Origin of the sequence: Salipiger sp. CCB-MM3 (assembly GCF_001687105.1) — a bacterium.
Classification (GTDB): Bacteria; Pseudomonadota; Alphaproteobacteria; order Rhodobacterales; family Rhodobacteraceae; genus Salipiger.
Genome location: NZ_CP014595.1, coordinates 971,837 through 998,554, shown reverse-complemented (window position 1 = coordinate 998,554; position 26,718 = coordinate 971,837). Strand labels below are relative to the sequence as shown.

General features: G+C 65.1%; 24 protein-coding genes and 1 riboswitch. Of the genes, 20 read left to right on the top strand and 4 right to left on the bottom strand.

The features are described from left to right. The 10 genes from AYJ57_RS04870 (at position 1) to AYJ57_RS04825 (ending at position 9,858) form a co-directional block, all read left to right on the top strand. Positions 1–975, top strand: a complete 975-nt coding sequence (locus AYJ57_RS04870; protein ID WP_083191147.1) for a hemolysin family protein — start codon at positions 1–3, stop codon at positions 973–975. Next, positions 968–2,533: an apolipoprotein N-acyltransferase gene (gene lnt, locus AYJ57_RS04865; protein WP_335740009.1), complete on the top strand. Its 1,566-nt coding sequence runs from the start codon at positions 968–970 to the stop codon at positions 2,531–2,533. Before AYJ57_RS04870 ends, lnt begins: the two co-directional genes overlap by 8 nt. 37 nt (positions 2,534–2,570) lie before the next feature. After that, a riboswitch (SAM-SAH riboswitch) is annotated at positions 2,571–2,619 on the top strand. A gap of 3 nt (positions 2,620–2,622) precedes the next feature. Next, positions 2,623–3,804, top strand: a complete 1,182-nt coding sequence (metK, locus tag AYJ57_RS04860; protein WP_066102006.1) for a methionine adenosyltransferase — start codon at positions 2,623–2,625, stop codon at positions 3,802–3,804. A gap of 147 nt (positions 3,805–3,951) precedes the next feature. Continuing rightward, positions 3,952–4,851: a DMT family transporter gene (locus tag AYJ57_RS04855; RefSeq protein ID WP_066106662.1), complete on the top strand. Its 900-nt coding sequence runs from the start codon at positions 3,952–3,954 to the stop codon at positions 4,849–4,851. Positions 4,852–4,943: 92 nt separating this feature from the next. Further along, complete coding sequence (locus AYJ57_RS04850) at positions 4,944–5,732, top strand: exodeoxyribonuclease III (protein WP_066102003.1); 789 nt, start codon at positions 4,944–4,946, stop codon at positions 5,730–5,732. Between the two features lie 137 nt (positions 5,733–5,869). After that, a complete protein-coding gene (cls, locus tag AYJ57_RS04845) occupies positions 5,870–7,288 on the top strand; it encodes a cardiolipin synthase (RefSeq protein ID WP_066101998.1) in 1,419 nt (472 codons plus the stop codon). An 11-nt stretch (positions 7,289–7,299) separates the two neighbouring features. Then, on the top strand, positions 7,300–7,986 hold the full coding sequence (locus AYJ57_RS04840) for an endonuclease/exonuclease/phosphatase family protein (protein WP_066101995.1): 687 nt from the start codon (positions 7,300–7,302) through the stop codon (positions 7,984–7,986). A 91-nt stretch (positions 7,987–8,077) separates the two neighbouring features. After that, entirely contained in the window at positions 8,078–8,989 is a 912-nt protein-coding gene (locus tag AYJ57_RS04835; protein WP_066101992.1) for a thioredoxin family protein, read from the top strand. Positions 8,990–9,016: 27 nt separating this feature from the next. Next, a complete protein-coding gene (locus AYJ57_RS04830) occupies positions 9,017–9,661 on the top strand; it encodes an LON peptidase substrate-binding domain-containing protein (protein WP_066101989.1) in 645 nt (214 codons plus the stop codon). Continuing rightward, a complete protein-coding gene (locus AYJ57_RS04825) occupies positions 9,658–9,858 on the top strand; it encodes a Trm112 family protein (RefSeq protein WP_066101986.1) in 201 nt (66 codons plus the stop codon). Before AYJ57_RS04830 ends, AYJ57_RS04825 begins: the two co-directional genes overlap by 4 nt. A 118-nt stretch (positions 9,859–9,976) precedes the next feature. On the opposite strand, the gene AYJ57_RS04820 is transcribed toward AYJ57_RS04825, so the two are convergent. Then, complete coding sequence (locus AYJ57_RS04820) at positions 9,977–10,948, bottom strand: threonine ammonia-lyase (RefSeq protein ID WP_066101983.1); 972 nt, start codon at positions 10,946–10,948, stop codon at positions 9,977–9,979. A gap of 124 nt (positions 10,949–11,072) precedes the next feature. Between AYJ57_RS04820 and AYJ57_RS04815 the strand changes: the two genes are divergently transcribed. From AYJ57_RS04815 to pnp, 4 genes are all read left to right on the top strand, one after another. Beyond that, positions 11,073–11,585 (top strand): DUF1643 domain-containing protein, encoded by a 513-nt coding sequence (locus AYJ57_RS04815; protein WP_066101981.1) that lies wholly within the window; start codon positions 11,073–11,075, stop codon positions 11,583–11,585. Positions 11,586–11,662: 77 nt separating this feature from the next. Beyond that, the gene (locus AYJ57_RS04810) at positions 11,663–12,739 is read left to right on the top strand and encodes a calcium-binding protein (protein WP_066101978.1); all 1,077 of its coding nucleotides are present in this window, start codon (positions 11,663–11,665) and stop codon (positions 12,737–12,739) included. Positions 12,740–12,888: 149 nt separating this feature from the next. Continuing rightward, positions 12,889–13,158 carry a 30S ribosomal protein S15 gene (rpsO, locus tag AYJ57_RS04805; RefSeq protein ID WP_066101975.1) on the top strand — a complete coding sequence of 90 codons (270 nt, stop codon included), beginning with the start codon at positions 12,889–12,891 and terminating at the stop codon, positions 13,156–13,158. Positions 13,159–13,548: 390 nt separating this feature from the next. Next, positions 13,549–15,690 carry a polyribonucleotide nucleotidyltransferase gene (pnp, locus tag AYJ57_RS04800; protein ID WP_066101972.1) on the top strand — a complete coding sequence of 714 codons (2,142 nt, stop codon included), beginning with the start codon at positions 13,549–13,551 and terminating at the stop codon, positions 15,688–15,690. Positions 15,691–15,772: 82 nt separating this feature from the next. On the opposite strand, the gene AYJ57_RS04795 is transcribed toward pnp, so the two are convergent. Then, entirely contained in the window at positions 15,773–16,567 is a 795-nt protein-coding gene (locus AYJ57_RS04795; RefSeq protein WP_237220194.1) for a hypothetical protein, read from the bottom strand. A 567-nt stretch (positions 16,568–17,134) separates the two neighbouring features. Continuing rightward, positions 17,135–17,821 (bottom strand): response regulator transcription factor, encoded by a 687-nt coding sequence (locus AYJ57_RS04790; RefSeq protein WP_066101966.1) that lies wholly within the window; start codon positions 17,819–17,821, stop codon positions 17,135–17,137. Between the two features lie 202 nt (positions 17,822–18,023). Between AYJ57_RS04790 and ribA the strand changes: the two genes are divergently transcribed. Together ribA and AYJ57_RS04780 are read left to right on the top strand one after the other, a co-directional pair. Continuing rightward, positions 18,024–19,118 carry a GTP cyclohydrolase II gene (ribA, locus tag AYJ57_RS04785; protein WP_066106659.1) on the top strand — a complete coding sequence of 365 codons (1,095 nt, stop codon included), beginning with the start codon at positions 18,024–18,026 and terminating at the stop codon, positions 19,116–19,118. After that, positions 19,115–19,636 carry a L,D-transpeptidase family protein gene (locus tag AYJ57_RS04780; protein WP_066101961.1) on the top strand — a complete coding sequence of 174 codons (522 nt, stop codon included), beginning with the start codon at positions 19,115–19,117 and terminating at the stop codon, positions 19,634–19,636. The genes ribA and AYJ57_RS04780 overlap by 4 nt, the downstream gene beginning before the upstream one ends. A 69-nt stretch (positions 19,637–19,705) precedes the next feature. On the opposite strand, the gene argE is transcribed toward AYJ57_RS04780, so the two are convergent. Then, positions 19,706–20,905 carry an acetylornithine deacetylase gene (argE, locus tag AYJ57_RS04775; RefSeq protein WP_083191146.1) on the bottom strand — a complete coding sequence of 400 codons (1,200 nt, stop codon included), beginning with the start codon at positions 20,903–20,905 and terminating at the stop codon, positions 19,706–19,708. Positions 20,906–21,386: 481 nt separating this feature from the next. Between argE and AYJ57_RS04770 the strand changes: the two genes are divergently transcribed. The 4 genes from AYJ57_RS04770 to AYJ57_RS04755 all read left to right on the top strand — a co-directional run bounded on the left by AYJ57_RS04770 (position 21,387) and on the right by AYJ57_RS04755 (position 26,649). Continuing rightward, a complete protein-coding gene (locus AYJ57_RS04770) occupies positions 21,387–22,490 on the top strand; it encodes an ABC transporter ATP-binding protein (RefSeq protein WP_066101958.1) in 1,104 nt (367 codons plus the stop codon). A 118-nt stretch (positions 22,491–22,608) separates the two neighbouring features. After that, entirely contained in the window at positions 22,609–23,721 is a 1,113-nt protein-coding gene (locus AYJ57_RS04765; RefSeq protein WP_066101955.1) for an extracellular solute-binding protein, read from the top strand. 89 nt (positions 23,722–23,810) lie between these two features. Further along, positions 23,811–25,454 (top strand): ABC transporter permease, encoded by a 1,644-nt coding sequence (locus AYJ57_RS04760; protein WP_066101952.1) that lies wholly within the window; start codon positions 23,811–23,813, stop codon positions 25,452–25,454. Between the two features lie 4 nt (positions 25,455–25,458). Continuing rightward, entirely contained in the window at positions 25,459–26,649 is a 1,191-nt protein-coding gene (locus tag AYJ57_RS04755) for an ABC transporter permease (RefSeq protein WP_066101950.1), read from the top strand. Positions 26,650–26,718 lie beyond the last annotated feature (69 nt).

Below are 26,718 nucleotides of genomic sequence, written 5' to 3'. Positions count from 1 at the left end.
ATGGGAGATAACGACGACTCGTCTAACGCAGCGCACAGCGCGCAGGAAAACGAGCAGATAGAACGGCCTCCGGGCTTTTTTAAGCGCATTTTCTCTAACCGTGCCAATGGCATGGATGAAGATGGCGATCCGGAGCAGGATATCTTGGCAGCCCATGAGCGGCCGACGCATGGCATGATGAACCTCCGCCGTATGCGCGTGGAGGATGTGGTGATTCCCAAGGCGGAAATCGTCGCCGTGCCAGACACCCTCACCCAGGACGAGCTTGTGGCGGTGTTCCGCGACAGCGGCATGACCCGCCTGCCGGTCTATTCCGGCACGCTCGATACCCCCGTGGGCATGGTGCACCTCAAGGATTTTGCCCTGCTGCACGGGTTCAACGGCCACGGCGAAGACTTCGACATGAAGAAGATGCTGCGCCCGCTGCTCTTCGTGCCGCCGTCGATGCCTTTGGGGGTTCTGCTCACCAAGATGCAGACCGAGCGTCGCCATATGGCTCTGGTGATCGACGAATACGGCGGGGTCGACGGGCTTGTGACCATCGAGGATCTGATCGAACAGGTGATCGGCGAGATCGAGGACGAGCACGACACCGCCGAGGGCCGCAACTTCTTCCGCGAGAAGGCGGGCAGCTGGCTGGCGCTGGCCAAAACTCCGCTCGAAGAATTCGAGGCCGAGACCGGGCTGGCGCTCACCGATCCCGAAGAGATCGACGAGGAAGAGATCGACACGCTGGGCGGGCTGGTCTTCATGCTGGCCGGGCATGTGCCCGCGCGCGGCGAGGTGATCCCCCATCCCGACGGCATCGATTTCGAGGTGGTCGACGCCGATCCGCGCCGCATCAAGCGGCTGCGGGTGCGTCCGCCGCTGCCCGAGGGCACGATTGCGACCCCCGCACCGGCGCTGCTGCCTCCGGTCAAGCCCGAGGCGCCGCAACAGGTGAACGGCAGCGAAGCAGGGGCCGGGCGTGGCTGACACGCGGGCTTCCGGAGCCGATGAGTGTAAACTGGGGCGGCGGCGTGATCCGGCGCCCCTTGGTTTGCGCGTGCTGACCGGTCGGGCGCGGCTGATCCCGGCGCTGCTCTGCGGCGGGCTGATGGCTCTGGGGCAGGCGCCTTGGGGCCTTTGGTATCTGGCGCTTGCCGGTCTGGTGCTGTCGATGGCGCTCTTTGCCCTTCAGCGCACGCCCCGCGCCGCGCTCGCGGTGGGCTGGGCGACGGGGACCGGCTATTTCGGTCTGGCGCTGAACTGGCTGACCGAACCCTTTCAGGTGGATGCGGCGACCACCGCATGGATGGCGCCTTTCGCACTGGTGCTGATGGCCGCCGGGCTGGCGCTGTTCTGGGGCGTGGCCTTCTGGGGCGCTGCGCAGGCGCCGCGCCGCCCGCTCTTTGCGTTGGTGGTGACATGGACGCTGGCGGAGCTGCTGCGCGGCTTTGTGTTCACCGGCTTTCCGTGGGCGATGGTGGGCTACCTCTGGGAGCCGACCTCGGCCATTCAATGGGTCTCTGTGATCGGCTCTTACGGGCTCACCCTCGTGACGCTCGCACTGGCGGCTTTGGCCGCGCACGGGCTGCGCGGAGCGGTTCCGTCTGCAGGCGCCGCTGCGGCCGTGCTGGCGGCTTTGCTGGTCGGGGGCGCGCAACTGCTGCCGCCGCTGCAGGATCTGGCGGATCGGCCCGTGGTCCGGCTCGTCCAACCCAACGCCGCGCAGACCCAGAAATGGAACCGCGATTACATCCCGCTCTTCTTCGAGCGGCAGGTCGATTACACCGCCGCTCCGGCGAAACAGGGCCTGCCGCGCCCCGATCTGATCGTCTGGCCCGAGACCGCCGTGCCGACGCTGCTGGAAAACGCCGAGGACGCGCTGCGGGTCATCATCGATGCGGCGCTGCCCGCGCAGGTGGTTCTGGGCATCCAGCGCAGCGAGGGGCTCGACTACTATAACTCGCTGGCGCTGATCTCTCAGGGGCCAAAGGTCGAGGCGGTCTACGACAAGCACCACCTCGTGCCCTTCGGCGAGTATATGCCCTTCAAGTGGCTGTTCCGGCGCATCAACATCAGCGGCCTCGCCGCCCGTGCCGAGGGTGGCTACGCTGCTGGGCCGGGGCCTGAATTGCTCGATCTTGGCGGGGCCATGGGCCACGCGCTGCCGCTGATCTGCTATGAGGCGGTTTTCCCGCAGGACCTGCGCGCCGCTGCGCGACCCGATCTGCTGCTACAGATCACCAATGACGCGTGGTTTGGCAGCTTCTCGGGACCGTACCAGCATCTCGCGCAGGCGCGCATCCGCACGATCGAGCAGGGGCTGCCGATGGTGCGCGCGGCCAACACCGGCGTCTCGGCGGTGATCGACGGGGCAGGGCGGGTGCTGGAGGAACTGCCGCTTAATGAGGCAGGTTTCCTTGACGCCCGTCTGCCGCCGCCGCTACGCGCCACGCTCTACAGCCGCACCGGAGACCTGCCGCTTCTGGGCTTTCTGGCGCTGCTTATGCTGTGGGCCTTCTGGCCGCGCCGCCGCAATTTGGATTGACGCCGCTATCTCAGCGGCGTAGCGAGAGATATTCATATCCCTGTCACAACGGCTTCCTGGCGTGACAGCTGGTACCTAATGGAGCGCTTATGTCCCGACAGAACTATATCTTCACTTCGGAATCGGTCTCCGAAGGGCATCCCGACAAGGTGTGCGACCGGATTTCCGATGCGGTGCTCGACGCGCTGCTGGCAGAGGACCCGCTGGCGCGCGTCGCCTGCGAAACCTTCGCCACCACCAACCGCGTGGTGATCGGCGGCGAGATCGGTCTGACCGATCAGGAAAAGCTGCATGATTACATGGCGCATATTCCCGACATCGTGCGGGCCTGCATCAAAGATATCGGATACGAGCAGGACAAGTTCCACCACGAGACCGTCAAGATCACCAACCTGCTGCACGAGCAGTCGGCGCATATCGCACAAGGTGTGACCGGCGGCGGCAACCGTGACGAGGGCGCGGGCGATCAGGGCATCATGTTCGGTTACGCCACGAACGAAACGCCGGAACTGATGCCGGCGCCGATCCTCTACTCGCATGCCATCCTCAAGCGGCTGGCTGAGGCGCGCAAAACCGGCGCCGAGCCGATGCTCGGACCGGACGCCAAAAGCCAAGTCACCGTGCGCTACAGGGATGGCAAGCCGGTGGGCGTGACGCAGATCGTGCTCTCGACCCAGCACACCGACGAGGGGCAAAGCTCGGACGACATCCGCGCCATCGTCGAGCCCTACATCCGCAAGACCTTGCCCGAAGGCTGGATCTCGCCCGAGACCGAATGGTGGGTGAACCCCACCGGCAAATTCGTCATCGGCGGGCCGGACGGGGATGCGGGTCTGACGGGCCGCAAGATCATCGTCGACACCTATGGTGGGGCCGCCCCGCATGGCGGCGGTGCCTTCTCGGGCAAGGACCCCAGCAAGGTCGACCGGTCTGCAGCTTACGCGGCACGCTATCTGGCCAAGAACGTCGTGGCCGCCGGGCTCGCCGACCGCTGCACGGTGCAGCTGTCCTATGCCATCGGCGTGGCCAAGCCGCTGTCGATCTACGTCGACACCCATGGCACGGGCGATCTGGCTGCCGAGGCGATCGAACGGGCGATCCCCAAGGTCATGGACCTGACGCCGCGCGGCATCCGGACCCATCTCGACCTCAACAAGCCGATCTACGAGCGCACCGCCGCTTATGGCCACTTTGGCCGCGAGCCCGACGTCGACGGCGGCTTCTCGTGGGAGCGCACCGATCTGGCAGAGGCGCTGAAAAGCGAGGTCTGAGGCCGGGCAAATCTCTTCGAAGAGATTTGCAAATTCGACACGTCGAATTTGGCTGTCACACGACGGGCCGGTGGGAAACCTCCGGCCCGTTTCGCGTTCCGGCGCTGACCTATGGTCAATCCTCTCGCCGCATGCCATGGCAACGCCATGGATTTATGGATCATCGTCACCCTCAGCGCGGCCTTCTTTCAGACCCTGCGCTTCATGCTGCACAAGGTGCTGAGCGGCGGCGCGCTCACCGCCACCAGTTCGACCTTTGCGCGCTTCGCCTATGCCGCGCCGGCGGCGGTGCTGGTGGTCGGCGGGTACCTCATCGGAACCGGGCAGGGCTGGCCGGATCTGAGCCCGCTGTTCTGGGCCTATGCGCTTTTCGGCGCGCTGGGGCAGATCCTCGCCACGGTCTGTGTCGTGGCGCTGTTCCGGCAGCGCAACTTCGCCGTGGGCATCACCTTCAAGAAGACCGAGGTGATCCAGACCGCGCTGCTCGGCCTTTTGGTGCTGGGAGAGCATATCTCGGCTGCCGGTTGGGGTGCGATCCTGATCGGCCTCGTCGGGGTGCTGCTGCTGTCGGACACGCCGGGACCGGGCGGGCTGCTGCGCCGTATGGGCAGCCGGGCGGTGGCCTTGGGGCTGGCCTCGGGGATGTTCTTTGCGGTGTCGGGCGTGGGCTATCGCGGCGCTTCGCTGGAGATCGCCTCGGCCGCGCCGGTCCTGCGCGCCGGTGTCACGCTGGTCTGCGTCGTGGTGTCTCAGGCCATCGGCATGGCGCTCTGGCTGCGGGTCTTCGAGCCGGGGCAGATCACCGCCGTCTGGGCGGCACGGCGCACAGCGCTCTGGCTCGGCCTCACCTCCATGGCCGGAAGCCTGTCGTGGTTCACCGCCTTCACCCTGCAGACCGCCGCCTATGTTCAGGCATTGGGGCAGGTCGAACTGGTGTTCTCGCTCATGGCCTCGGCGCTGTTCTTCAAGGAGCGCATCACGCGGCGCGAACTCACCGGCATCGGGTTTTTGTGCCTGTCGGTGCTGATCCTCGCGCTTGTGCTCTAAAGGGATGCTCCGGGCGGGCCATAACGCCGGGATCCGGGTTGCGCCCGTGCCGGCAGGCTGACATTTTCCGCGCGAGAAAAGGAGCCCGCCTCATGTCCTTCACCCTTGCCACCTGGAACATCAACTCGGTCCGCCTGCGCGAGCCCATCGTCCTCAAGCTGCTGGCCGAGGAAGGGCCGGACGTGCTGTGCCTGCAGGAGACCAAGAGCCCGGTGGAGAAGATCCCGCTCGAGCAATTCGCGGCGCTTGGCTATCACCACATCGTGGCGCGCGGGCAGAAGGGCTACAACGGCGTAGCGATCCTGTCGAAGCTGCCGATCGTCGATGCCGGCGACCGCGATTTCGCCGCGCTTGGCCATGCCCGCCATGTCTCGGCGACGCTCGAGAACGGCGTGACCATCCAGAACTTCTATGTGCCCGCAGGCGGCGACGAGCCCAACCGCGAGGTGAACGTGAAGTTCGGGCAAAAGCTCGACTACCTCACCGAGATGCGCGACTGGTTCCACGCCGAGGCACCGCAAAAGTCCATCCTTGTGGGCGATCTCAACATCGCTCCGCGTGAGGATGACGTCTGGAGCCACAAAAAGCTGCTCAAGGTGGTCTCGCACACGCCCATCGAGGTCGAGCAACTGGCGCAGGTGCAAGACGCGGGCAAATGGGTCGACATCACTCGGCAGGACATCCCCGAGGGGCTGCTCTATTCGTGGTGGTCCTACCGCGCCCGCGACTGGGATGCGGCGGACAAGGGACGGCGGCTCGATCACGTCTGGGCAACGCCGGATATCGCGAGCGCCGGACACGGCTCGCGGGTGCTGCGCACCGCGCGCGGCTGGGAGAAACCGTCGGATCACGCGCCGGTCTTCGCCACCTTCGACCTCTGAGGCGATCCCTGAGACCCAAGCGATAAATTTCCGTGGCCGGCTGCTGCAAGGCCGGGCACTTGCGGAACAATTCGCGATGCGCTCTGGTTGAGGCGGGCCGGTAGACACTCTCCGGCGCGCAACAGCGGAGAGCGCGCATGGGCTCCAACACCACGATTTTTGCCGTCTTTCTGGCGGTGCTCCTGCCGCTGGCGGTGGCCTACGCCGTCTGGCGCGCGGTCTCGACGGCGCGCACGCCGCAGGGCGCAGCGGCTTGGACCGTCTTCCTGCTGGCGGCACCGTGGTTCGCCCTGCCGTCCTATCTCTTTTTCGGCCAGCACAAACTCCGCGGCTACCGCATCACCCGTCGCAGCAGCCGCAGGGTGCGCCGCGAGCTCGATGCCTTCTGTGCGCATTATCCGCCCGACAACAGCGATCCGGCCCGCTACCATTCTTTCGAGAAGCTGGCGGCGATGCCCGTGGTCGGGGGCAACTCGGCAGATCTGCTGGTCGATGGCGCCGAGACCTTCGACGCTGTCTTTGCCGCCATGGACCGGGCGCATAACTACCTTTTGGTGCAATTCTACACGATTGCCGACGATGATCTGGGGGATGAGCTGGCCGACCACATGATCGCCGCCGCGCAGCGTGGTGTTTCGGTGCGGCTGATCTTCGACGGTGTCGGCAGCTACGGTCTGCCCGGCGGCTATCTGACGCGGCTGCGCGAAGCGGGGGTGCAGGTGGTCGATCCAAAGAATGCGCCGGGGCCCACCTCGCGCTTTCAGATCAACTTCCGCAACCACCGCAAAACGGTGATCATCGACGGCCACGAGGGGTTTATCGGCGGTCACAACGTCAAGGACGACTACCTTGGCAAGAACCCCTCGTTCGGGCCGTGGCGCGACACGCATCTGCACCTGCGCGGGCCGATGGTGGCGCAGTTGCAACTGGTCTTTGCCGAAGACTGGCACTGGGCCACGCTGGAAAGCATCGGCGAAGAGCTCAATTGGCACCCCGACCGCGCGCCCGAGGATCTGACCGGGCTGGTGCTGCCCACCGGACCCGCCGACGACATGGACACCGGCGCGATGTTCTTCATCTCCGCCATGGCCGAAGCGCGCGAGCGGGTGTGGATCGCCTCGCCCTATTTCGTGCCGGACCAAGATGTGCTCTCGGCGCTGGTCTGCGCCGCGCTGCGCGGCTGCGACGTGAAGGTGCTGGTGCCCGACAGCATCGACCACTACCTGCCGTGGCTGGCCGCACACGCGTTTTTCGACGAGGTGCGCGCCGCGGGTGTCGATGTGCTGCGCTACAAGGGCGGCTTCGTGCACCAAAAGGTGGTGCTCGTGGACGATGATTTCGCGGCCGTCGGGTCGGCCAATCTGGATAACCGCTCGTTCCGGCTCAATTTCGAGACAATGGCACTGATTTTTGACCGGGGTTTCGCGCAGCGGGTGGCAAAGATGCTGGAGGCTGATTTCACCAGCGCCTACATCATGGAGAAGCCGCTGAGCGAACACCCGCGCTGGATCCGTCTGGCCGCGCCGTTCGCCCGGCTGCTGGCGCCAATCCTCTGAGGAAGACCCGTATGAGTGCCCCGCTGAAGATCGCAAGCTACAACATCCGCAAGGCCATGGGGATCGACCGCCGCCGCGATCCGGCGCGCATCCTGCAGGTTTTGGGGCAGATCGACGCCGACGTCGTGGTGCTGCAGGAGGCCGATCTGCGGCTTGGTCCGCGCCCCGCTGCAATCCCGCGCTTTCTGATCGCGCAAGAGACCGACTATGAGGTTGTGCCGCTGGCACGCAACGAGGTCAGCCTCGGCTGGCACGGCAATGCGATCTTTGTGCGCAGGGGGCTCGAGGTCACCCAGACCGCGCGCATCGAACTGCCCGGGCTGGAGCCACGCGGCGCGGTCATGGCGCGGGTCGAGGGGGTGAATGTCGTGGGCGCTCACCTTGGGTTGCTGCGCCGCTACCGGCTCAAGCAGATGTCGGAAATCCGGGATCACTTGGGCGATCTGCGCGCCGAGGCGGCCATCTTCGGCGATTTCAACGAATGGTCGGACGTGCGCGGCTATGAGCCGTGGGAGCGCGACTTCACACTCACCCTGCCGGGCCGCAGCTATCACGCCTCGCGACCCTTCGTCGCGCTTGATGGCGTGGCCTATGGCAGCAGCCTGACGCTGCATGCCGCCGGGGTCGAACAGTCGGGCGCTGCGCGGCGCGCCTCGGACCATCTTCCGATCTGGGCAGAGCTGACCCGCCACGCCTGAGCGGCGGCGGGCAGGGGGCCGCGCCCTTGCATCGCGCCCCCGCCTGCGCCATGTAACACGCCAAGCAAACCGCCGCAGCGGAGGACACAGCATGCTGGAACTGGGCAAGACCGAGGCCCCCAAGGCCGATCTCATCAAGGACGTCAGCGAAGCCGACTTCATGGCAGAGGTGATCGACGCCTCGCAGGAAGTGCCGGTGATCGTGGATTTCTGGGCGCCCTGGTGCGGCCCGTGCAAGCAGCTTGGACCGGCGCTGGAAGCCGCCGTCACCGAGGCCAAGGGCGCGGTGAAGATGGCCAAGGTCAACGTCGACGAGGCGCAGATGATCGCCGGTCAGCTGCGCATCCAGTCGATCCCCACCGTCTATGCCTTCTACAAGGGCCAGCCGATCGACGGCTTTCAGGGCGCGCTGCCGCCGTCGGAACTGAAAAGCTTCATCGACCGCGTGGTGCAGGCCTCGGGCGGTGATGCGTCGGGCGGGCTCGATGAAGCGATCGCCACCGCAGAAGAGATGCTGGAGCAGGGCGCCGCTGCCGACGCCGCGCAGGTCTTTGCCGCGATCCTCGAAGAAGACCCGCAGAACGCCAAGGCCTATGCCGGTCTGGTGTCCTGCTATCTCGCGCTCGATGACCTCGATCAGGCCGAAGCCGTGCTCAACGGCGCGCCGGTCGAGATCTCCAAAGCGCCTGAGCTGGAAGCAGCTCATGCCAAGATCGAGCTTGCCAAACAGGCCAGCAACGCCGGCCCGGTCGCCGAACTGACCGCGAAAGTCGAGGCCGACCCGGCGGACCTGCAAGCCCGTTTCGATCTGGCGCAGGCGCTCTATGCCCATGGCGAGACCGAAGACGCGGTGACCCAGTTGCTGGAGCTTTTCCGCCGCGACCGCGAGTGGAACGACGGCGCCGCCAAGGCGCAGCTTTTCACCATCTTCGAGGCGCTGAAGCCGAACGATCCGGTTGTTCTCAACGGGCGCCGTAAACTTAGCTCGATGATATTTGCCTGAGCGCCGCGGCGCTCTAGCTCGCAGGTCATGGTGAGACGAACTGATCTCCCGGGGATGATCCCGGTTTTCCCGCTTCCCGGTGCCCTGCTGCTGCCGCGCTCGCGCCTGCCGCTGCACATCTTCGAGCCGCGTTATCTGGCGATGCTGGATGACGCGCTGAAGACCGACACACGCCTGATTGGCATGGTGCAGCCGCTGGGCCACGACGAAAGCGAAACGCCCGCGCTGCAGCGCATCGGCTGCGCCGGGCGGATCACGCAGTTCTCGGAGACCGAGGACGGGCGCTACATGATCACCCTGTCGGGCCTGTCGCGCTTCCGCATCCAGAAAGAGGTGGAAGGGTTCACGCCCTATCGCCGCTGCGAGGTGGACTGGAACGGGTTCGAGCATGATCTCGACGCCCATGCCGACAGCGATGACAGCTTTGATCGCGGTGCTTTCCTGCGTCTGCTCGACCGCTATTTCGAAGCGCGCGGCCTGTCGGCGGATTGGGATACGCTCAAGGAAGCGGAAGACGAGTTGCTGATCAATTCGCTGTCGATGCTGCTGGATTTCGTGCCCGAGGAAAAGCAGGCGCTGCTTGAGGCGCCGCGACTGGCGTCGCGCCGCGAAACGCTTGTGACCCTGATCGAATTCGCCCTGCGTGGCGGTGAAGAGGACCTGATTCAATGAGTGAAGCTTCCGCCGAAGAGACCTTTGTCTTCGACCGCCGCATGCTTGAGGCGCTGGTCTGCCCGGTCACCCATGGGGTGCTGGAATATGACGCCGAGCAGCAGGAGCTGATCAGCAAGAACGCTGCGCTGGCCTTCCCGATCCGCGAGGGCATTCCGGTGATGCTGCTCGACGAGGCGCGGCGGATCGACGGCTGAACGCATTGGATTGATGCGCAGGTCTGGAAGATAGCGAGGGGCCAGCCCCTCGCGCTCCCCGGCGTATTTGGAAAGAGAAGAAGGGGCGCGGTCCGGGGAGGGCCGCGCCTCTTTCGCGTCAGATGTCCAGCGCAAGGGCGCGGGCGAGGATCGCCGGATCGACATTGCCGCCCGAGACGGTGCAGATCACCGCGTCGCCTTCGATCTGCCCAGGGCGGAAGAGCGCCGAGGCCAGCGCCACCGCGCCACCCGGCTCGGCGACGATTTTGAGGTGGCGCACGGCAAGTTGCATCGCCTTCAGCGCCTCTTCCTCGCTCACCGCCAGCCCGGGGCCGCAGAGCCGGTTGATGATCGGGAAGGTGAGATCGCCGGGCTGCGGCGTGACGATTGCATCGCAGATGTTGCCCCCCATGGCGGCGTTGCGCTGGATCGCGCCCGCCTCCAGCGAGCGCTTCACGTCGTCAAAGCCCTCGGGCTCGGCGGGGCGCACGCGCAGGCCGGGAGCCTTCGCCTCCAGCGCCAGCGCGATGCCCGAGGTCAGACCACCGCCGCCGCAGCAGACGATGACGTCGGCCTGTGTCACGCCCGCCTCGGCGGCCTGTTCGGCGATCTCCAGCCCGCAGGTGCCTTGTCCGGCGATCACTTCGGGCTCGTCGAAGGGTTTGACCAGCGTCAGCCCGCGCTCGGCAGCGAGCTGCGCGCCAAGCGCGTCGCGGTCTTCGGTCTCGCGGTCATAGGGTACCACCTCGGCGCCCAGCCCCTTGGTGCCCGCGACCTTGGCGGCGGGGGCGTCAGCGGGCATGATGATCACCGCCGGAACGCCAAACCCCTTGGCGGCGGCGGCGATGCCCTGCGCATGGTTGCCCGAGGAAAAGGCGATCACCCCTTTGGCACGCACCTCCGGATCGAGCGCCGAAAGTGCCGACCACGCGCCGCGGAACTTGAAGCTGCCGGTGTGCTGCAGGCACTCGGCCTTTATCAGCACGCGGCGCCCGGCGATCTCGTCGAGAAACGGGGAGGAAAGCAGCGGCGTGCGGCGCGCGTGGCCCTTGAGCCGCGCGGCGGCGGCTTCGATCCGGGTGATGTCCATCTGGGGAATGTCCTTGCTGTCTCGGTCTTTGGCGGACCCTGAGCCGCGATGCGGAGCAAGTCAACGGCGCCGGTGAGCCGGGCGGGGACTTGTCCCGCGCCGCCAAGCGCGCCAGAAGGGCGCCATGATCGAGCGGCGGCACGAAGAGAACGGCATGCGCTCGCGGGCGCTCTACTCGCCCTGCGAGGCCTATCGCTATGGGCTCGAGCGGGTCTGGGACCCGGCGCATCCGGGCGGGCTGCTGCTGTGGATCATGCTCAACCCCTCCACCGCCGACGAACGGCAGAACGATCCCACCATCGAACGCTGCCAGCGCCGCGCGCAGGCGCTTGGCTTCGGCGGCATGCGGATCGCCAATCTCTTTGGCTATCGCGCCACCAAACCCGCCGATCTGCGCCGCGCGCCCGCCCCGGTGGGTGCGGAGAATGACGCGCTATTGCTGCGCTGGCACGCCGAGGCGGGGCTGACGCTGGCGGGCTGGGGCGTGCATGGCGTGCATCTGGGACGCGGGGCGGAGATCGCGGGGGTGCTTTCGGGGGATCTGCATGTGCTTGGGCTGACCAAGGACGGCCATCCGCGTCACCCGCTTTACGTGTCCTACAGCCAGCAGCCGCAAATTTGGCAGCGCTCGCGTTAACCTTCGCGGGCGAATGCGCTTGGTTACCGCGCGGGGTGTCACTCAGACTTCCGGCTTCTCGCCTTGGGAGCTAAGGGATGCTGTTTCTGACCGGACTAATGGGCATGGCGCTGTTGGGCTCGCTGGCAATCTTCGCGTCGCCGGGCGGCGAGGGCGCGGACGAGAGCGGCGGCGATGACGCGGCCTCAGGGCCCGCAGAAGGGGGCGAGGAGGATGTGCCGCTGGACACCAGCCTGCTCGACCAAGTCAGCGCCAGTTTCGACACGGATTGGAACGCGGCGCAGAGTGATACGGGCCAGAGTGATCCCGGCCAGATCGAGACGAGCCAGATCGAGACGGGCCGTATCGACGCGGGAAGTGACGGGGCGGACATTCTGATTGGCACGCCGCTGACCGATCTTCTTGGCGGCGGTGCGGGCGAGGATTTTCTCGACGGGCGCGGCAGCGATGACGAACTGCTCGGCGGGGATGGCAACGACACGGTGCTGGGGGGCGAGGGCAATGACACGCTGCACGGCGACGCAGGCAGCGATGTGCTGCGCGGGGCGGAGGGGGATGATCTGCTCTTTGCCCATGACGGTGGCGGCGCGCTCGACGGGGGCGCGGGCGATGACGAGGCGCAGGGCGGGCTTGGCGCCGATCTGCTCCTAGGGGGCGCAGGGCAGGACGCGCTTTTGGGGCGCGAGGGCGATGACACGCTGATCGGTGGAAGCGGCGCCGATACGCTGTTTGGCGGTTGGGGCGACGACCTGCTGTCGGGGGTCGAGGCGGATGCCGGGGGGCACGATCAGGACGATGCGGATTTTCTCAACGGCGGCTCGGGCAGCGACACGCTCTGGATCGGCGCGGGCGATCTGGCGAGCGGCGGTGCCGGGGCGGACGGTTTTATCCTTGGCGAATGGAGTGCCGGGGAGGCGGCGGCCGAACTGGTGGATTTCGATCCGTCGCAAGATCAATTGATCGTCTTCTACGATGGTGCGGGCGGGGATGCGGATGCGCCGGAGTTGGAGCTTCGTGAAAGCGCAGAGGTGGCGGGGGTGACCGAGCTTGTGGTAGATGGCGAAGTGCTTGCGCATCTGCCCAGCGACGCTGTCCCAACGCTTGACAGTATCGCCCTGCTGAATGGTGGCGCGCCCGATCTTGCGGGGACGTGAGCCACAGCGGCCCCGGCAACTTCGGGCTTTCCTTTTACGCTGAATCGCCCTATACGCCCGCATCCGGCCATGCGGGCCGGATTTCTCCACGGGCCCTGCTGGACGACATCCCGGCTTGTGCCATCCCTCTAACCCTGAAGGAGACCCCGATGTCGATCACCGTTGAAGAAAAGAACCGCCTGATGAAGGAATTCGCAACCAAAGAAGGCGACACCGGTTCGCCCGAAGTTCAGGTTGCTATCCTCACCAGCCGCATCTCGACCCTGACCGAGCACTTCAAGACCCACAAGAAGGACAACCACTCGCGTCGTGGCCTTCTGAAGCTCGTGGCTCAGCGCCGCAAGCTGCTGGACTACCTGAAGGGCAAGGAAGAGGCGCGTTACACCGCCCTGATCCAGCGCCTCGGCATCCGCCGCTGATCCGCTCCGGATACGGAATTCGCAGCGCCCGCTCCATTGGAGCGGGCGTTTTGCGTTTCCGGCAGGGCGCATCCACATCTGACGCGCGTCATTTCGCGCGGCAAGGCGTACCTCAGGCATTTGCAGAAGCGATTTCACGGAACCCCTGACGCCCGCGCAGGAAAACCCGATGCGGCCCGCCGGGTCATCGTCGGCCTGCAATGGCCCGTCCGGGCGGCTCCGCGCTTATTGCTTCCCAAAAGCCGGATTCTCATGTATGCGCCCCCCATCTGAGACGTGACGCCTTTGGCTCCCGGGCACATGCAAGAGGATAGGGAGCGGTGGCAATGGGGCCACCATGCAAACGGGAGACCCGGAGGGCCGGGAGTGCTCCCTTACAGGATACGCTACATGTTCAACGTAACGACGAAATCCATGCAGTGGGGCGAGGAAACCCTCACCCTCGAGACCGGGAAAGTCGCCCGCCAGGCAGATGGCACCGTCATCGCGACGCTCGGCGAGACCTCGGTCATGGCCAACGTGACCTTCGCGAAGGAACCGAAGCCGGGTCAGGATTTCTTCCCGCTGACCGTTCACTACCAAGAAAAATACTACGCCGCGGGCAAGGTGCCCGGTGGCTTCTTCAAGCGCGAGGCGCGTCCGACCGAGAAAGAGACGCTGACCGCACGCCTGATCGACCGTCCGATCCGTCCGCTCTTCGTCCCCGGCTTCAAGCATGAAGTGCTGGTGATGTGCACCGTGCTGTCGCACGACCTCGTCAACGACCCTGATGTCGTTGCGATGATCGCTGCCTCGGCTGCGCTGACCATCTCGGGCGTGCCCTTCATGGGCCCGATCGCAGGCTGCCGCGTCGGTTACACCGATGGCGAATACGTGCTGAACCCGACCGTCGACGACATGCAGGGGCTGCGCAACAACCCCGAGCAGCGTCTCGACCTCGTCGTCGCCGGCACCAAAGACGCCGTGATGATGGTGGAATCGGAAGCTTACGAGCTGACCGAAGAAGAGATGCTGGGCGCCGTGACCTTCGCGCACGAGCAGATCCAGCCGGTTGTCGACCTGATCATCGATCTGGCCGAATCCGCCGCGAAAGAGCCTTTCGACTTCCAGGCACCGGATTACTCCGAGCTGTTCGACGTGGTGAAGGGTCTTGGCGAAGCCAAGATGAAAGAAGCCTACGCGATCACCGATAAGCAGGCGCGCGTCGCCGCCGTGTCGGCCGCCAAGGAAGCGATCAAGGCAGAACTGAGCGAAGAGCAGCTTGAAGACGCGAACCTCGGTTCGGCGATCAAGAAGCTCGAGTCGGTTGTGCTGCGCTCGGACGTGGTCAAGAACAAGCGTCGCATCGACGGTCGTGCCCTCGATCAGGTTCGCTCGATCGTGTCGGAAACCGGCGTTCTGCCGCGGACCCACGGCTCGTCGCTGTTCACCCGCGGTGAAACGCAGGCGCTGGTCGTGACCACGCTGGGCACCGGCGACGATGAGCAGATCATCGACGCGCTGCACGGCAACTTCCGCAGCAACTTCCTGCTGCACTACAACTTCCCGCCGTATTCGGTTGGTGAAGTGGGCCGCGTTGGCTCGCCGGGTCGCCGTGAAATCGGCCACGGCAAGCTGGCATGGCGCGCGCTGCAGGCCGTGCTGCCCGCTCCGACCGACTTCCCCTACACCATTCGCGTGGTGTCGGAGATCACCGAATCCAACGGCTCGTCCTCGATGGCCTCCGTCTGCGGCGGCTCGCTGTCGATGATGGATGCAGGCGTTCCGCTGAAGGCGCCGGTGGCCGGTGTGGCCATGGGCCTCGTGCTGGAAGACGACGGTGAGTATGCGGTTCTGACCGACATCCTCGGCGACGAAGACCACCTCGGCGACATGGACTTCAAAGTCGCAGGCACCGAAAACGGCATCACCTCGCTGCAGATGGACATCAAGGTCGCGGGCATCACTCCCGAGATCATGAAGCAGGCTTTGTCGCAGGCGAAAGAAGGCCGGATGCACATCCTCGGCGAGATGGCCAAGGCTCTGACCGAAGCGGCAGAGTTCTCGGTTCACGCGCCGCGCATCGAGACCATGCAGATCCCGACCGACAAGATCCGTGAAGTGATCGGTTCGGGCGGCAAGGTGATCCGCGAGATCGTCGAAGTGTCGGGCGCCAAGGTCGACATCAACGACGATGGCGTGATCAAGATCGCCTCGGCCAACGGTGAAGCCATCCAGAAGGCCTATGACATGATCTACTCGATCGTGGCAGAGCCGGAAGAGGGTTCGATCTACAAAGGCAAGGTCGTGAAGATCGTCGATTTCGGTGCCTTCGTGAACTTCTTCGGCAAGCGCGACGGCCTCGTGCACGTCAGCCAGATCGAGAACCGCCGCCTGAACCATCCGTCGGATGTGCTGAAGGAAGGTCAGGAAGTCTACGTGAAGCTTCTGGGCTTCGACGATCGCGGCAAGGTGCGCCTCGCCATGAAGATGGTCGACCAAGAGACCGGCGAAGAGATCTCTGCTGAGAAGAAGGAAGAGACCGCGGAGTGATCCGCGGCCTCGGCCACCTCTGAAAACGCGAACGCCCCGGCCTTTCGGTCGGGGCGTTTTGTATTGGCGGGTGTCGTGCGGCTCAGTGCAGCAGGGCAGGGGTCCGCGCATGGGTTGGGTCGAGCACCAGCGAGGAGGTGCGGGTGCCGGCCCAGAAGCCTTCGAGGAAGCGGGCGGGGTCGGCCTTCTGTCGCATCTCTTCGGTCATCGCCAGCAGGCCGGTCACCTGATCCTGCGACCAGCTAAGCAGCATCCCCGGAGCCGAGATCGCCGAGATCGGCGCATCCATCAGTGCCACGGGCGGCTCGTCGCGGTGGAACGCGTCTATCGGGCACTCCAGCGAGGAGGTTCGCGTCTCGTCCCAGAGCGTCACCTCATCGAGCCGCAGGGCCTCAAAATAGGGCAGCAGCATTGGCTCGACCACCAGCGGCAGCCAGTCTTCCTCGGGCTTGTAGAGCCCTTCGTTGCGGCAGTGCCGGGCGATGCGCGATATCAGCGTCACATCCGCTTCGGGCGGCTCCGCGCCGATGACCCAGAGCCAGACCATATGCGCAAAATGCTCGAAGTCCGCGACGCCAAGCGCCTGCGCCACCATGTCCCAGCGGATCGGCTGGCCGGTGGTCTTGATGATCTCGTCGAAGGCGTCGGGCGGTTGGTTGGGCTGGCCGTCGCCAAGGCTTTCGATCAGCGCCTCAAGCTCTTGCTGCGTGGTGGCCTCGCTGCGCAAAGGCCCCCAAGCGGCAGTATCCGGCGCAAAGCCGGGGACGCTGAAGAACGGGTTGAGCACGACGAAGACATGGTCGTAGTCGCGCATCCACCAATCCAGCAGCGGTGCGTTCATGCTCGGGTGTTCGAGGCGTCGGGGCGTGTCGGTCAAGCTCAGTCCTTTCCGGCAGGGGCGCCGGGCTTCTACCATCTGTTGCGGCAACGGCAAGCACCGCAGACAGGCCGGCGCGAAAAGCCGGGAATCTTCTGTCACTTTTCCGATTTGTTAACGATTTTCCGCACAGATCGGAAGTGCAAGCCGATCGGCCACCGCTCACGGAAGGAACGGACGGGGTTTGTGGGCGCTTCGGCTTCGCGGAGGGGATGCCGCAGCCGGAGCGCCGATTCCGGCACGGCTTACACGCCGCGTGTATCACAAAGCCAGAGCGGCCCGGCAGGAGTAAGGCGGCATGCCGTCAACGAGAGTTACAGATGGGAAAGCGCAGCGGCGACGCTGCTTGTGATGAAAAAAGGCCGGGCACAAAGCCCGGCCAGGTCCAACAGGGAGGTGCATGTGATAACCCGCACATGCAACGGGAACTCTGTGTCTTTCGAGGAGGCCAGTCAGCCTCCTATCCGAAAGGCTAGGTTACCCTATCACCAAGTCCAATGTCAACCAATGGGCGAGTGAGGCGGGGTTGGCGGAAAACCGCGTGGACGTGACATTTCCGCCGATTTGTCAGGCAACCAGTCTGTATCCCCCGGATTCAGTGACCAAAATTCGGGCGTTCGAAGGATCGGGCTCGATTTTCTGGCGCAGGCGGTAAATGTGCGTCTCCAGCGTGTGGGTCGTCACACCGGCGTTATAGCCCCAAACCTCGTGCAGCAGGATCTCGCGCGGCACCACGCCTTCGGTCGAGCGGTAGAGGAACTTGAGGATGTTCGTCTCTTTCTCGGTCAGGCGGATTTTGCGATCGTCTTCCGTCACCAGCAGCTTCATCGAGGGTTTGAACGTGTAAGGCCCAACGGTGAAAACCGCGTCCTCGGACTGTTCGTGCTGGCGCAGCTGCGCGCGGATGCGGGCCAGCAGCACCGGGAATTTGAAGGGTTTGGTCACGTAGTCGTTGGCGCCCGCGTCGAGGCCAAGGATCGTGTCCGCATCGGTGTCATGGCCGGTCAGCATAAGGATCGGCGATTTGACCCCCTGCTTGCGCATCAGCTTGCACAGCTCGCGGCCATCGGTGTCGGGCAGGCCGACGTCGAGAATGAGAAGATCGTAGACCTGTTCCTTTGCGCGGGCCATTGCGGCGGCGCCGGTCTCGGCCTCGAACACCTCGAAATCCTCGGTCATGACCAATTGCTCTGCCAGCGCCTCGCGCAGGTCGTCGTCATCGTCTACCAGCAGGATATTCTTGATCTGGGCCATCTGCCTCTCCGTCTTCGTGTTGGTGGATCACATGTAACCGCAGAGGCGTACAGACAAGTTTTGCTGCAGCAATGTCACGCTCTCGTGTTGCGCGCGGGCTTTTGTTACAGGATTGAAGCTGCTTTGTTTCAGCGCCTTCCCGGGCGGGCCTGCCCGGGTGTACCCTCTGCCCGGCCCGCCGGGCCAAGACAGGAAGATGCAGATGACCCTCGCGCCCGATCTCGGAGAACTCCTCGCCCGCGCCCGTGCGGATCTGCGCATGGGCGTGCCGGTAGTCCTGCGCACGGCCAGCGGTGCCGGTGCGCTGGTGGTCGCGGCCGAGACGGTCTCGGCGGCGCGGCTGGCGGTGCTGCGCGCGCTGCCGGGGGACCTTGACCTGACTGTCACCGCGCGCCGCGCCGAGACGCTGAAAGCGCGGGCCTATGATGGCGATCTGGCGCGGGTGATCCTGCCGCAGGACGCGGGGCTGGACTGGGTGCAGGCGATCGCCGATCCCGCCGATGACCTCGCCAAGCCGATGAAGGGCCCGCTCGCCACCCGCCGCGGCGGCGATACCGGGCTGCACCGGCTGGCGATCACGCTGGTCAAATCGGCCCGGCTGCTGCCCGCCGCGCTGATCCTGCCGCTGGACGACCCCGAGGGATTTGCGCAGGGCGAATGCCTGACCGTGGTCGAGGCCGACCCCGCCGGACCCTACATGCTGACGCTGGCGCGGCTAGACCACGTGGTCGCCGCCAAGGTGCCGCTGCGCGCGGCACAGAACGCCCGGCTGCACATCTTCCGCCCCGAGGATGGCTCGGACGAACATTACGCCATCGAGATCGGCCGCCCGGACCGTTCGCTGCCGGTGCTGTCGCGGCTGCATTCGGCCTGTTTCACCGGCGACCTTCTGGGCTCGCTGAAATGCGACTGCGGCCCGCAGCTCAATGCGGCGCTGGCGCAGATGGGGGCCGAGGGGTCGGGTGTGCTGCTTTACCTCAACCAAGAAGGCCGGGGCATCGGGCTGGCCAACAAGATGCGCGCCTATGCGCTGCAGGATCAGGGGTTCGACACGGTTGAGGCGAACCACCGCCTCGGCTTCGAGGATGACGAGCGCGACTTCCGGCTCGGAGCCGAGATCCTGCGCAAGATGGGCTTTGGCGCGGTGCGGCTGCTGACCAACAACCCCGCCAAGATGGCGATGATGGAGCGCTGCGGCATCACCGTCGCCGAGCGTGTGCCGCTGAAGGTGGGCGAGAACGCCTTCAACGAGCGCTACCTTGCCACCAAGGCCGCGAAATCGGGCCACCTGCTGTGAGCGCCTCGGACCTGCTGCTGACCCGCGCCGGACTGCGGTTCGACGGGCGGCTCTGGCCCTGCGTCATCGGGCGCGGCGGGGTGCGTGCCGGCAAGCGTGAGGGCGATGGCGCGACCCCGGTGGGGGTACATCGGATCGTTGCGATGCTCTATCGGCCCGACCGCATGGCGCAGCCCGCGCCCTGGGCCACGCCCATCGGTCTGCGTGATCTGTGGTGCGATGATGTCGCCTCTCCGGCCTACAACCAACTGGTCGAAGCGCCTTTCGCGCCCAGCCATGAAACCCTGCGCCGTGCCGATCCGCTGTATGATCTTGTGCTGATCACCGATTGGAACTGGCCCGAGGCGGAGCCCGGGCGCGGCTCGGCGATCTTCCTGCATCAATGGCGGCGGCCGGGCTATCCGACGGCCGGGTGTATCGGCTTTGATCCCAGCGATCTGCGGCGCATCGCGGCGCGGCTGAGGCCGGGGGCGCGGCTGGTCGTACCCGAGGCGCTTGATGGGTGGCGCGTGGGCTGAGAGGTCAGCAGCGGGGGTTTCACACCCCCGCACCCCCGTGGGATATTTTTGCCAAGAGGAAGGGGCGGCTCAGGCGCGCAGGCTTTGAGCTACGCCCTCGAGCAGACCGAGGCATTGCGCCAACTGGCCGCGGGTGACGAATTCGTCAGGCTTATGCGCCTGTGCAATCTCGCCGGGGCCGCAGACCACCACCGACATGCCCATCTGCTGGAAGAGGCCCGCTTCGGTGCCGAAGGGCACGACGTCGGCGGAATTGCTGCCGGTGAGCCGGGAGATGAGATCGCGCGCCTCATTGTCGGGCAGGGGCATCAGGCCCACCACCTCGCCGATCACCTCGGTGGTGATCTCGGCGTTCGGGTGCACAGCGCGCATCGCGGGCAGCAATTCATTCTCGACGCAATGGGCGAGCGCCTCTTTGACGAATGCGGCGTCGCCGGGCTGCACCGGGCGCATCTCCCAGTCGATCTCGGCCTTGCCGGGGATGACGTTATGCGCGGCGCCGCCCGCGAGACGCCCGACGTTCACGGTGGTCCACGGCGGATCAAAGCGGCTGCCCTGCGGCGCGCGCACCTTCAGCGCCTCGGCCAGTTCCATCAGCCTGTTGGTGTAGCGCAGCGCGTAAAGCACCGCGTTGACGCCCCGATCCGGCGCCGAGCCATGGCCCTCGAGCCCGTGGAACCGGGTGGTGTATTCGCAGCAGCCCTTGTGGCCCTCGATCAGCCGCATGCCCGTTGGCTCGCCGATGATGGCCATGCGCGGCGCATAGCCGAGGCGCTGCAACTCGGGCACCAGCGCGCGGGCGCCGAGGCAGCCGACCTCTTCGTCATGAGTGAAGCACAGGTGCAGCGGGCGCTTGAGCTGCATCTTCGAGACCGGTTCGGCCAGCGCCAGCGCGGCGGCGATGAAGCCCTTCATGTCGCAGGTGCCGCGGCCATAGAGGTGATCCTGCCGCTCGACGAGGGTGAAAGGATCGCTGGCCCAGTCCTGATCGGTCACCGGCACCACGTCGGAATGGCCCGACAGAACCACGCCGCCCGGCACGTCGGGGCCGATGGTGGCGAAGAGATTGGCCTTGCCGCCGCCGGGATCACGGAAGATCTCGACCTTCGCGCCGAGGTGGTCGAGGAAATCGGCCATCATGGTGATCATCGCCAGATTGCTCTCGCTCGAGACGGTCGGGCAGGCGATCAGATGCGACAGATGCTCTTCGGTGGCGGCCAGCAGGCCGGCGGTGTCGCTGATGTGAGGCTCGGACGGGCGCAGGAACATGCGGCGGGGTCCTTCTTGCTGGGTGGGCGCGGCGCGCGTCCGCCATTGATGCCGCGCAATGGGCCCGGATGAAAGGGGGGCTGCGGGCTGAAACGCGCCTCTGGCGCCGCGGTTCATGGCGGAGCGGCGCCGGATCTTCGTGCCTCGCAGGTTTCGACGGGGAATTTGGCGCCGCTGCCTCAGAAATGGGCGTTCGCGAGGGTCTTGAGCCGCATCTCGGGCGATTCTGCGCGCAAAATTGGCAGTTTCGCCGGTTTGGACGGTTGGCTGACGCAGGGAATCGCTCGGACGATCGACCTGCGAGAACTTTTTCGATGGCGAATTTGTACCGTGAAGCGCCGCATTTCTGCCCAGACGTCCTGCAGGGTGGCGAATCTCTTCGCGATTTCCGCTACACGGTTGCAACACGGGTCGCGACGCGGTTTTATCTTGCGCAAGACAGCGGAGAAAAATCCGCGGAACACACAACGGGGAGCCGGATTTGCCAGATACCGGAGCAAGCGACGCATTCGTCGCCTTCGAGCGCGTGCAGAAAAGCTATGATGGCGAGACACTTGTCGTCAAAGACCTGAACCTGAGCCTGCCTAAGGGCGAGTTCCTGACCATGCTGGGGCCGTCGGGCTCGGGCAAGACAACCTGCCTGATGATGCTGGCGGGTTTCGAGACAGCCACGCACGGCGAGATCAAGCTGGATGGCGTGTCGATCAACAACATCCCGCCGCACAAGCGCGGCATTGGGATGGTCTTCCAGAACTACGCGCTGTTCCCGCATATGACCGTCGCCGAGAACCTCAGCTTTCCGCTCGAGGTGCGCAAGATCGGCAAGTCGGACCGCGAGGCCAAGGTCAAGCACGCGCTTGATATGGTCGAGATGGGGGCCTTCGGCGGTCGCCGCCCGGCGCAGCTTTCGGGCGGTCAGCAGCAGCGGATCGCGCTGGCGCGCGCGCTGGTGTTCGAGCCCGAGCTGGTGCTGATGGACGAGCCGCTCGGCGCGCTCGACAAGCAGCTGCGCGAGAAGATGCAGTTCGAGATTACCGATCTGGCGCACCGCCTTGGGATCACCGTGGTCTATGTGACCCACGACCAGACCGAGGCGCTGACCATGTCGGACCGCGTCGCCGTGTTCAACGACGGGCGCATCCAGCAGCTTGCGCCGCCGGACCAGCTTTATGAGCAGCCCGAGAACAGCTTCGTGGCGCAGTTCATTGGCGAGAACAACACGCTCGAAGGCACCATCGCCGAGATCAAGGGCGACAATTGCGTGGTCAAGCTCGACGGCGGCGAGGTGATCGACGCCAAGCCGGTCAATGTGACCAAAGTCGGCGAGCGCACCCGCGTGTCGATCCGCCCAGAGCGCGTCGAATACAACAAAGACCGTCTGCAGGAAGGCGCCCATACGCTCAAGGCCAAGGTGCTTGAGTTCATCTACATGGGCGACATTTTCCGCACCCGTCTGGAAGTGGCCGGCAACCGCGAGTTCGTCATCAAGACGCGCAACGCGCCGGACCAGGTGCGGCTGACGCCGGGCACCGAGATCGAGATCGGCTGGCTGCCCGAAGACTGCCGCGCGCTCGACGCCAACTGACGAGACTCTGCCCGCGCCGCCCCTCCGGCAGGGGCGGGCGGTGCGGACCGGAAAGGCTCTGGCGGGGTGCCCGTGCCACAGAGCCGCAAGACAGAACGGGCATTTTAGGGAGTACCAGATGAAACTGACCAAGACCCTCCTGGCCACGACCGCGCTTACGGTTGCCGCTGGCGCCGTCTCCGCGCAGGACATGGCCGATGACATGACCCTCGTGTCGTGGGGCGGTGCCTATCAGACGAGCCAGATCAAGGCATATGCCGACCCCTACAAAGAGATGCACCCCGAGGTGAACATCTCTTGGGATGAGAGCTCGGCTGAGGCGGTCGCAAAGCTGCGCGCCATGAACGAAGCTGGCAACATCACCTGGGACCTCGTCGACGTCGTGGCCGCAGACGCCATCCGTCTCTGCGACGAAGGCCTGGCGATGGAATACGACCCCGAAGACCTGCTCGCCGAAGGCGACGACGGCTCCTCGGCCGAGGATGACTTTGGCGACATGATCGTGTCGGATTGCTTCATCCCGCAGATCGTCTATTCGACCACCTTCGGCTATCGCACCGACATGGTGCCCGAAGGCACCGAGCCGCCGTCCGACATCTGCTCGATCTTCGATCTCGAAGCCTACCCGGGCAAGCGCTCGCTCGAGAAGCGTCCGATCAACAACATGGAATGGGCGCTCTATTGCGACGGCGTGGCCAAGGATGAGATCTACGACGTTCTGGCAACCCCGGAAGGTCAGGATCAGGCCCTCGCCAAGCTCGACACCATCAAGGACGACGTGATCTGGTGGTCCGCCGGTGCCGACACCCCGCAGCTGCTGGCTGACGGCGAAGTCTTCATGGGCTCGACCTACAACGGCCGTCTGTTCTCGGTGATCGAGGAGCAGGACCAGCCGGTCGCCATGATGTGGGACATGCAGGTGTTCGACCTCGACGGCTGGATCATTCCCGAAGGTCTCGACGATGCCGCTCTGGCGCGCGTGAAGGACTTCGTGATGTTCGCCACCGACACCCAGCGTCTGGCTGATCAGGCGGCCTACATCTCCTACGGTCCGGCGCGCGAATCCTCGGCTCCGCTGGTTGGCCAGCACGCCGAACTGGGCATCGACATGGCGCCGCACATGCCGACCGACCCGGAGAACGCCAAAAACACGCTGCTCTACAACTACGAGTTCTGGGCCGACTATCGCGACGACATCGACGCGAAGTTCCAGTCCTGGCTCGCGCAATAAGCGCAGTTGCATGATGGAGAGGGGCCGCGCGGCCCCTCTCTGCCAATAAAGATATAAAATCAAAGAATAACAGACCCGCAGGGGGTAGGATGACAGCTTCGACCGACGTCCCGGAGAAAGAAGCCAACGGGCCCATGCTGGCCGCCGACGGCACGCCGCTGAAAAAGAGCCTGTCGCGGGCCTTGCGCGTGCAGAAGATGCGGGCGCTGGCGCTGATCGCGCCGCTGCTGATCTTCGTTCTGGTCACCTTCATCGCGCCGATCGGGGACATGCTGTTCCGCTCGGTCGAGAACCAGATCGTCTCGGACACCATGCCCAAAACGACGCAGGCACTGGCCGACTGGGATGGCACCGGGCTGCCGTCCGATCAGGTGTTCGAAGACGCCTATTACGATCTTTTCGTCGCGGCGGAACGCAAGCTGCACACCCGTCTCGGCAGCCGCTTGAACTATGAGCAGACCGGCGCGTCCTCGCTGTTCCGCAAGTCGGGCCGCGGGCTCGACGATATCGGCGAGGTCTATCAGGACCAGTTCGAAGACCTCGACGAGAATTGGGACGAGGCGCAGCCCTGGGCCGAAATGATGGGCTCGGACGACTGGCTGGAAAAGGAAGCCGCCTGGGAAAAGGGCGACCGCCTGCCGAAGTTCGCCCTGCGTGACGGTGTCGAAGACCTGCTGCCGCGCACCGCCGAGCAATACGAGATTTTCGCCAATTACACCCACCGCGAAGAGGGCGACTCGCTGCTCGAGGAAGAGCCTTGGTCGGCGGTGCATACCGCGCTTTACCAAGACCTCACAGCCAATGATTATTCGAGCTACAGCGGCCCCCATGCGGACATGCTGAAGGCCGCCGACCAGCTGGTCGCCAGCCCCGATTTCGAGACTGTCGGCTTCAAGGACGGCTTCGGCGAGATCGACAAGGACTGGCTGGAGCCGGAAATCTGGCGCACGCTGAAGCTCTACGCGCCGAAATACACCTCGGGGTACTTCCTCAACTCGGTGGACATGAAGCTGACGCCCGAGGGCGCCGAAGCCCGCCCCGAGAACGAACGCATCTACATCATGCTGTTCAAGCGCACGCTGTTCATGAGCCTTGTGATCACCTGCAGCTGTATCCTGCTGGGCTACCCGGTGGCCTACATCCTGTCGAACCTGCCGGCGCGCAAGGCGAACCTGCTGATGATCCTCGTGCTGCTGCCGTTCTGGACCTCGCTTCTGGTGCGGACCTCGGCGTGGAAGATCATGCTGCAGCAACAGGGCGTCATCAACGACGTGCTGGTGTGGATCGGGCTGGTCTCGGACGACGGGCGCCTGACCATGATCAACAACCAGTTCGGCACGATCGTGGCGATGACCCACATCCTGCTGCCGTTCATGATCCTGCCGATGTATTCGGTGATGTCGACGATCCCGCATTCCTATGTGCGCGCCTCGAAGTCGCTGGGTGCGACCGACTGGACGACGTTCTGGCGGGTCTACTTCCCGCAGTCGGTGCCGGGCATCGGCGCGGGCTCGATCCTCGTGTTCATCCTGTCGATCGGCTACTACATCACGCCCGAGATCGTCGGTGGTACCACCGGTACCTTCATCTCGAACCGGATCGCCTACCACATCTCGACCTCGCTGAACTGGGGCCTCGCGGCCGCGCTCGGCTCGATCCTGCTGGCGGTGGTTCTGATCCTCTACTGGGCCTACGACCGTATCGTCGGCATCGACAACGTGAAGCTGGGGTAACGACATGAGTGCTGTCATTCTCACACCCGCCGTCAAGAAACCCCTCAACTTCACCCTCCCGGTGGTTGCCGCCGCCGGGGCCTTCGCCGGGGTGTTCATCGGCGCGGCCAACGGCTCGGTGCTGCTGGGCATCATCATCGTCGCGCTGGTGATGGCCGGCGTCGCCTATCTGGCGCTGCAGGTGCTGCCCAAGGAGCAAGAGAAGCTGGTGCGCTGGGGGCTGATCATCGTGCTGGCCGTGCTCGGCTTTGTCACGGGGGGCGTCTCAGGCGCGCTGGTCGGCGCGCTCTTTGGCTGGTTCTTCGGATGGTTCATCTACTGGATCGGCTATGGCCGCTACCGCGTGCCGCTGGTGCCTTATCTGACCGCGAACCAAGTGCTTTGGCACTACAGCTTCCGGGTGCTCTGCGGTGCGATCTTCGTGTTCCTGATCACGCCGATCCTCGTGATCATGCCGCTGTCGTTCAACTCGCAGGACTTCTTCACCTTCACGCCCGAGATGCTGCGCTTCGATCCGGCGGGCTACTCGCTGAAGCACTACCGTGACTTCTTCACCAACCCCGAGTGGACCAGTGCGGTGAAGAACTCGCTGATCATCGCGCCGCTGGCGACGATCATCTCGGTCAGCCTCGGCACGCTGGCGGCCATCGGCCTGTCCCAGAGCCATGTGCCCGGCAAGCGCGCGATCATGGCGATCCTGATCTCGCCGATGATCGTGCCGCTGATCATCTCGGCCACCGGCATGTATTTCTTCTACTCGAAGATCAACATCGTCGGCACGCTGACCGGTGTGGTGCTGGCGCATGCGGTGCTGGGCATTCCCTTTGTGATCATCACCGTCACCGCGACGCTTGTGGGCTTTGACCGCAGCCTCGTGCGGGCGGCGGCGAACATGGGGGCGAATCCGGTGACCACCTTCTTCAAGGTGCAGATGCCGCTGATCCTGCCCGGCGTGATCTCGGGCGGGCTCTTTGCCTTCATCACCTCTTTCGACGAGGTTGTAGTGGTGCTGTTCATCGGCTCGGCCGAATTGCAGACCCTGCCATGGCAGATGTTCACCGGCCTGCGTGAGCAGCTGTCGCCGACCATCCTTGCGGCTGCGACGGTCTTGGTGTCGATCTCGATCCTGCTTCTGGCGACGGTCGAGATGCTGCGCCGCCGGTCCGAGCGCCTGCGCGGGATGTCGCCGGGCTGAGGCATCACGCAGAGACAGAGCTTCGAAGAGCCGCGGAATTCCGCGGCTCTTCATCATTCGGAAACCCCG

Excerpts from the sequence above, each read along its gene's own strand:
- AYJ57_RS04870 (WP_083191147.1), top strand. The coding sequence starts at position 1 with ATGGGAGATAACGACGACTCGTCTAACGCAGCGCACAGCGCGCAGGAA.
- metK (WP_066102006.1), top strand. The coding sequence starts at position 2,623 with ATGTCCCGACAGAACTATATCTTCACTTCGGAATCGGTCTCCGAAGGG.
- AYJ57_RS04855 (WP_066106662.1), top strand. The coding sequence starts at position 3,952 with ATGGATTTATGGATCATCGTCACCCTCAGCGCGGCCTTCTTTCAGACC.
- AYJ57_RS04850 (WP_066102003.1), top strand. The coding sequence starts at position 4,944 with ATGTCCTTCACCCTTGCCACCTGGAACATCAACTCGGTCCGCCTGCGC.
- cls (WP_066101998.1), top strand. The coding sequence starts at position 5,870 with ATGGGCTCCAACACCACGATTTTTGCCGTCTTTCTGGCGGTGCTCCTG.
- AYJ57_RS04840 (WP_066101995.1), top strand. The coding sequence starts at position 7,300 with ATGAGTGCCCCGCTGAAGATCGCAAGCTACAACATCCGCAAGGCCATG.
- AYJ57_RS04835 (WP_066101992.1), top strand. The coding sequence starts at position 8,078 with ATGCTGGAACTGGGCAAGACCGAGGCCCCCAAGGCCGATCTCATCAAG.
- AYJ57_RS04830 (WP_066101989.1), top strand. The coding sequence starts at position 9,017 with ATGGTGAGACGAACTGATCTCCCGGGGATGATCCCGGTTTTCCCGCTT.
- AYJ57_RS04825 (WP_066101986.1), top strand. The coding sequence starts at position 9,658 with ATGAGTGAAGCTTCCGCCGAAGAGACCTTTGTCTTCGACCGCCGCATG.
- AYJ57_RS04820 (WP_066101983.1), bottom strand. The coding sequence starts at position 10,948 with ATGGACATCACCCGGATCGAAGCCGCCGCCGCGCGGCTCAAGGGCCAC.
- AYJ57_RS04815 (WP_066101981.1), top strand. The coding sequence starts at position 11,073 with ATGATCGAGCGGCGGCACGAAGAGAACGGCATGCGCTCGCGGGCGCTC.
- AYJ57_RS04810 (WP_066101978.1), top strand. The coding sequence starts at position 11,663 with ATGCTGTTTCTGACCGGACTAATGGGCATGGCGCTGTTGGGCTCGCTG.
- rpsO (WP_066101975.1), top strand. The coding sequence starts at position 12,889 with ATGTCGATCACCGTTGAAGAAAAGAACCGCCTGATGAAGGAATTCGCA.
- pnp (WP_066101972.1), top strand. The coding sequence starts at position 13,549 with ATGTTCAACGTAACGACGAAATCCATGCAGTGGGGCGAGGAAACCCTC.
- AYJ57_RS04790 (WP_066101966.1), bottom strand. The coding sequence starts at position 17,821 with ATGGCCCAGATCAAGAATATCCTGCTGGTAGACGATGACGACGACCTG.
- ribA (WP_066106659.1), top strand. The coding sequence starts at position 18,024 with ATGACCCTCGCGCCCGATCTCGGAGAACTCCTCGCCCGCGCCCGTGCG.
- argE (WP_083191146.1), bottom strand. The coding sequence starts at position 20,905 with ATGTTCCTGCGCCCGTCCGAGCCTCACATCAGCGACACCGCCGGCCTG.
- AYJ57_RS04765 (WP_066101955.1), top strand. The coding sequence starts at position 22,609 with ATGAAACTGACCAAGACCCTCCTGGCCACGACCGCGCTTACGGTTGCC.
- AYJ57_RS04760 (WP_066101952.1), top strand. The coding sequence starts at position 23,811 with ATGACAGCTTCGACCGACGTCCCGGAGAAAGAAGCCAACGGGCCCATG.
- AYJ57_RS04755 (WP_066101950.1), top strand. The coding sequence starts at position 25,459 with ATGAGTGCTGTCATTCTCACACCCGCCGTCAAGAAACCCCTCAACTTC.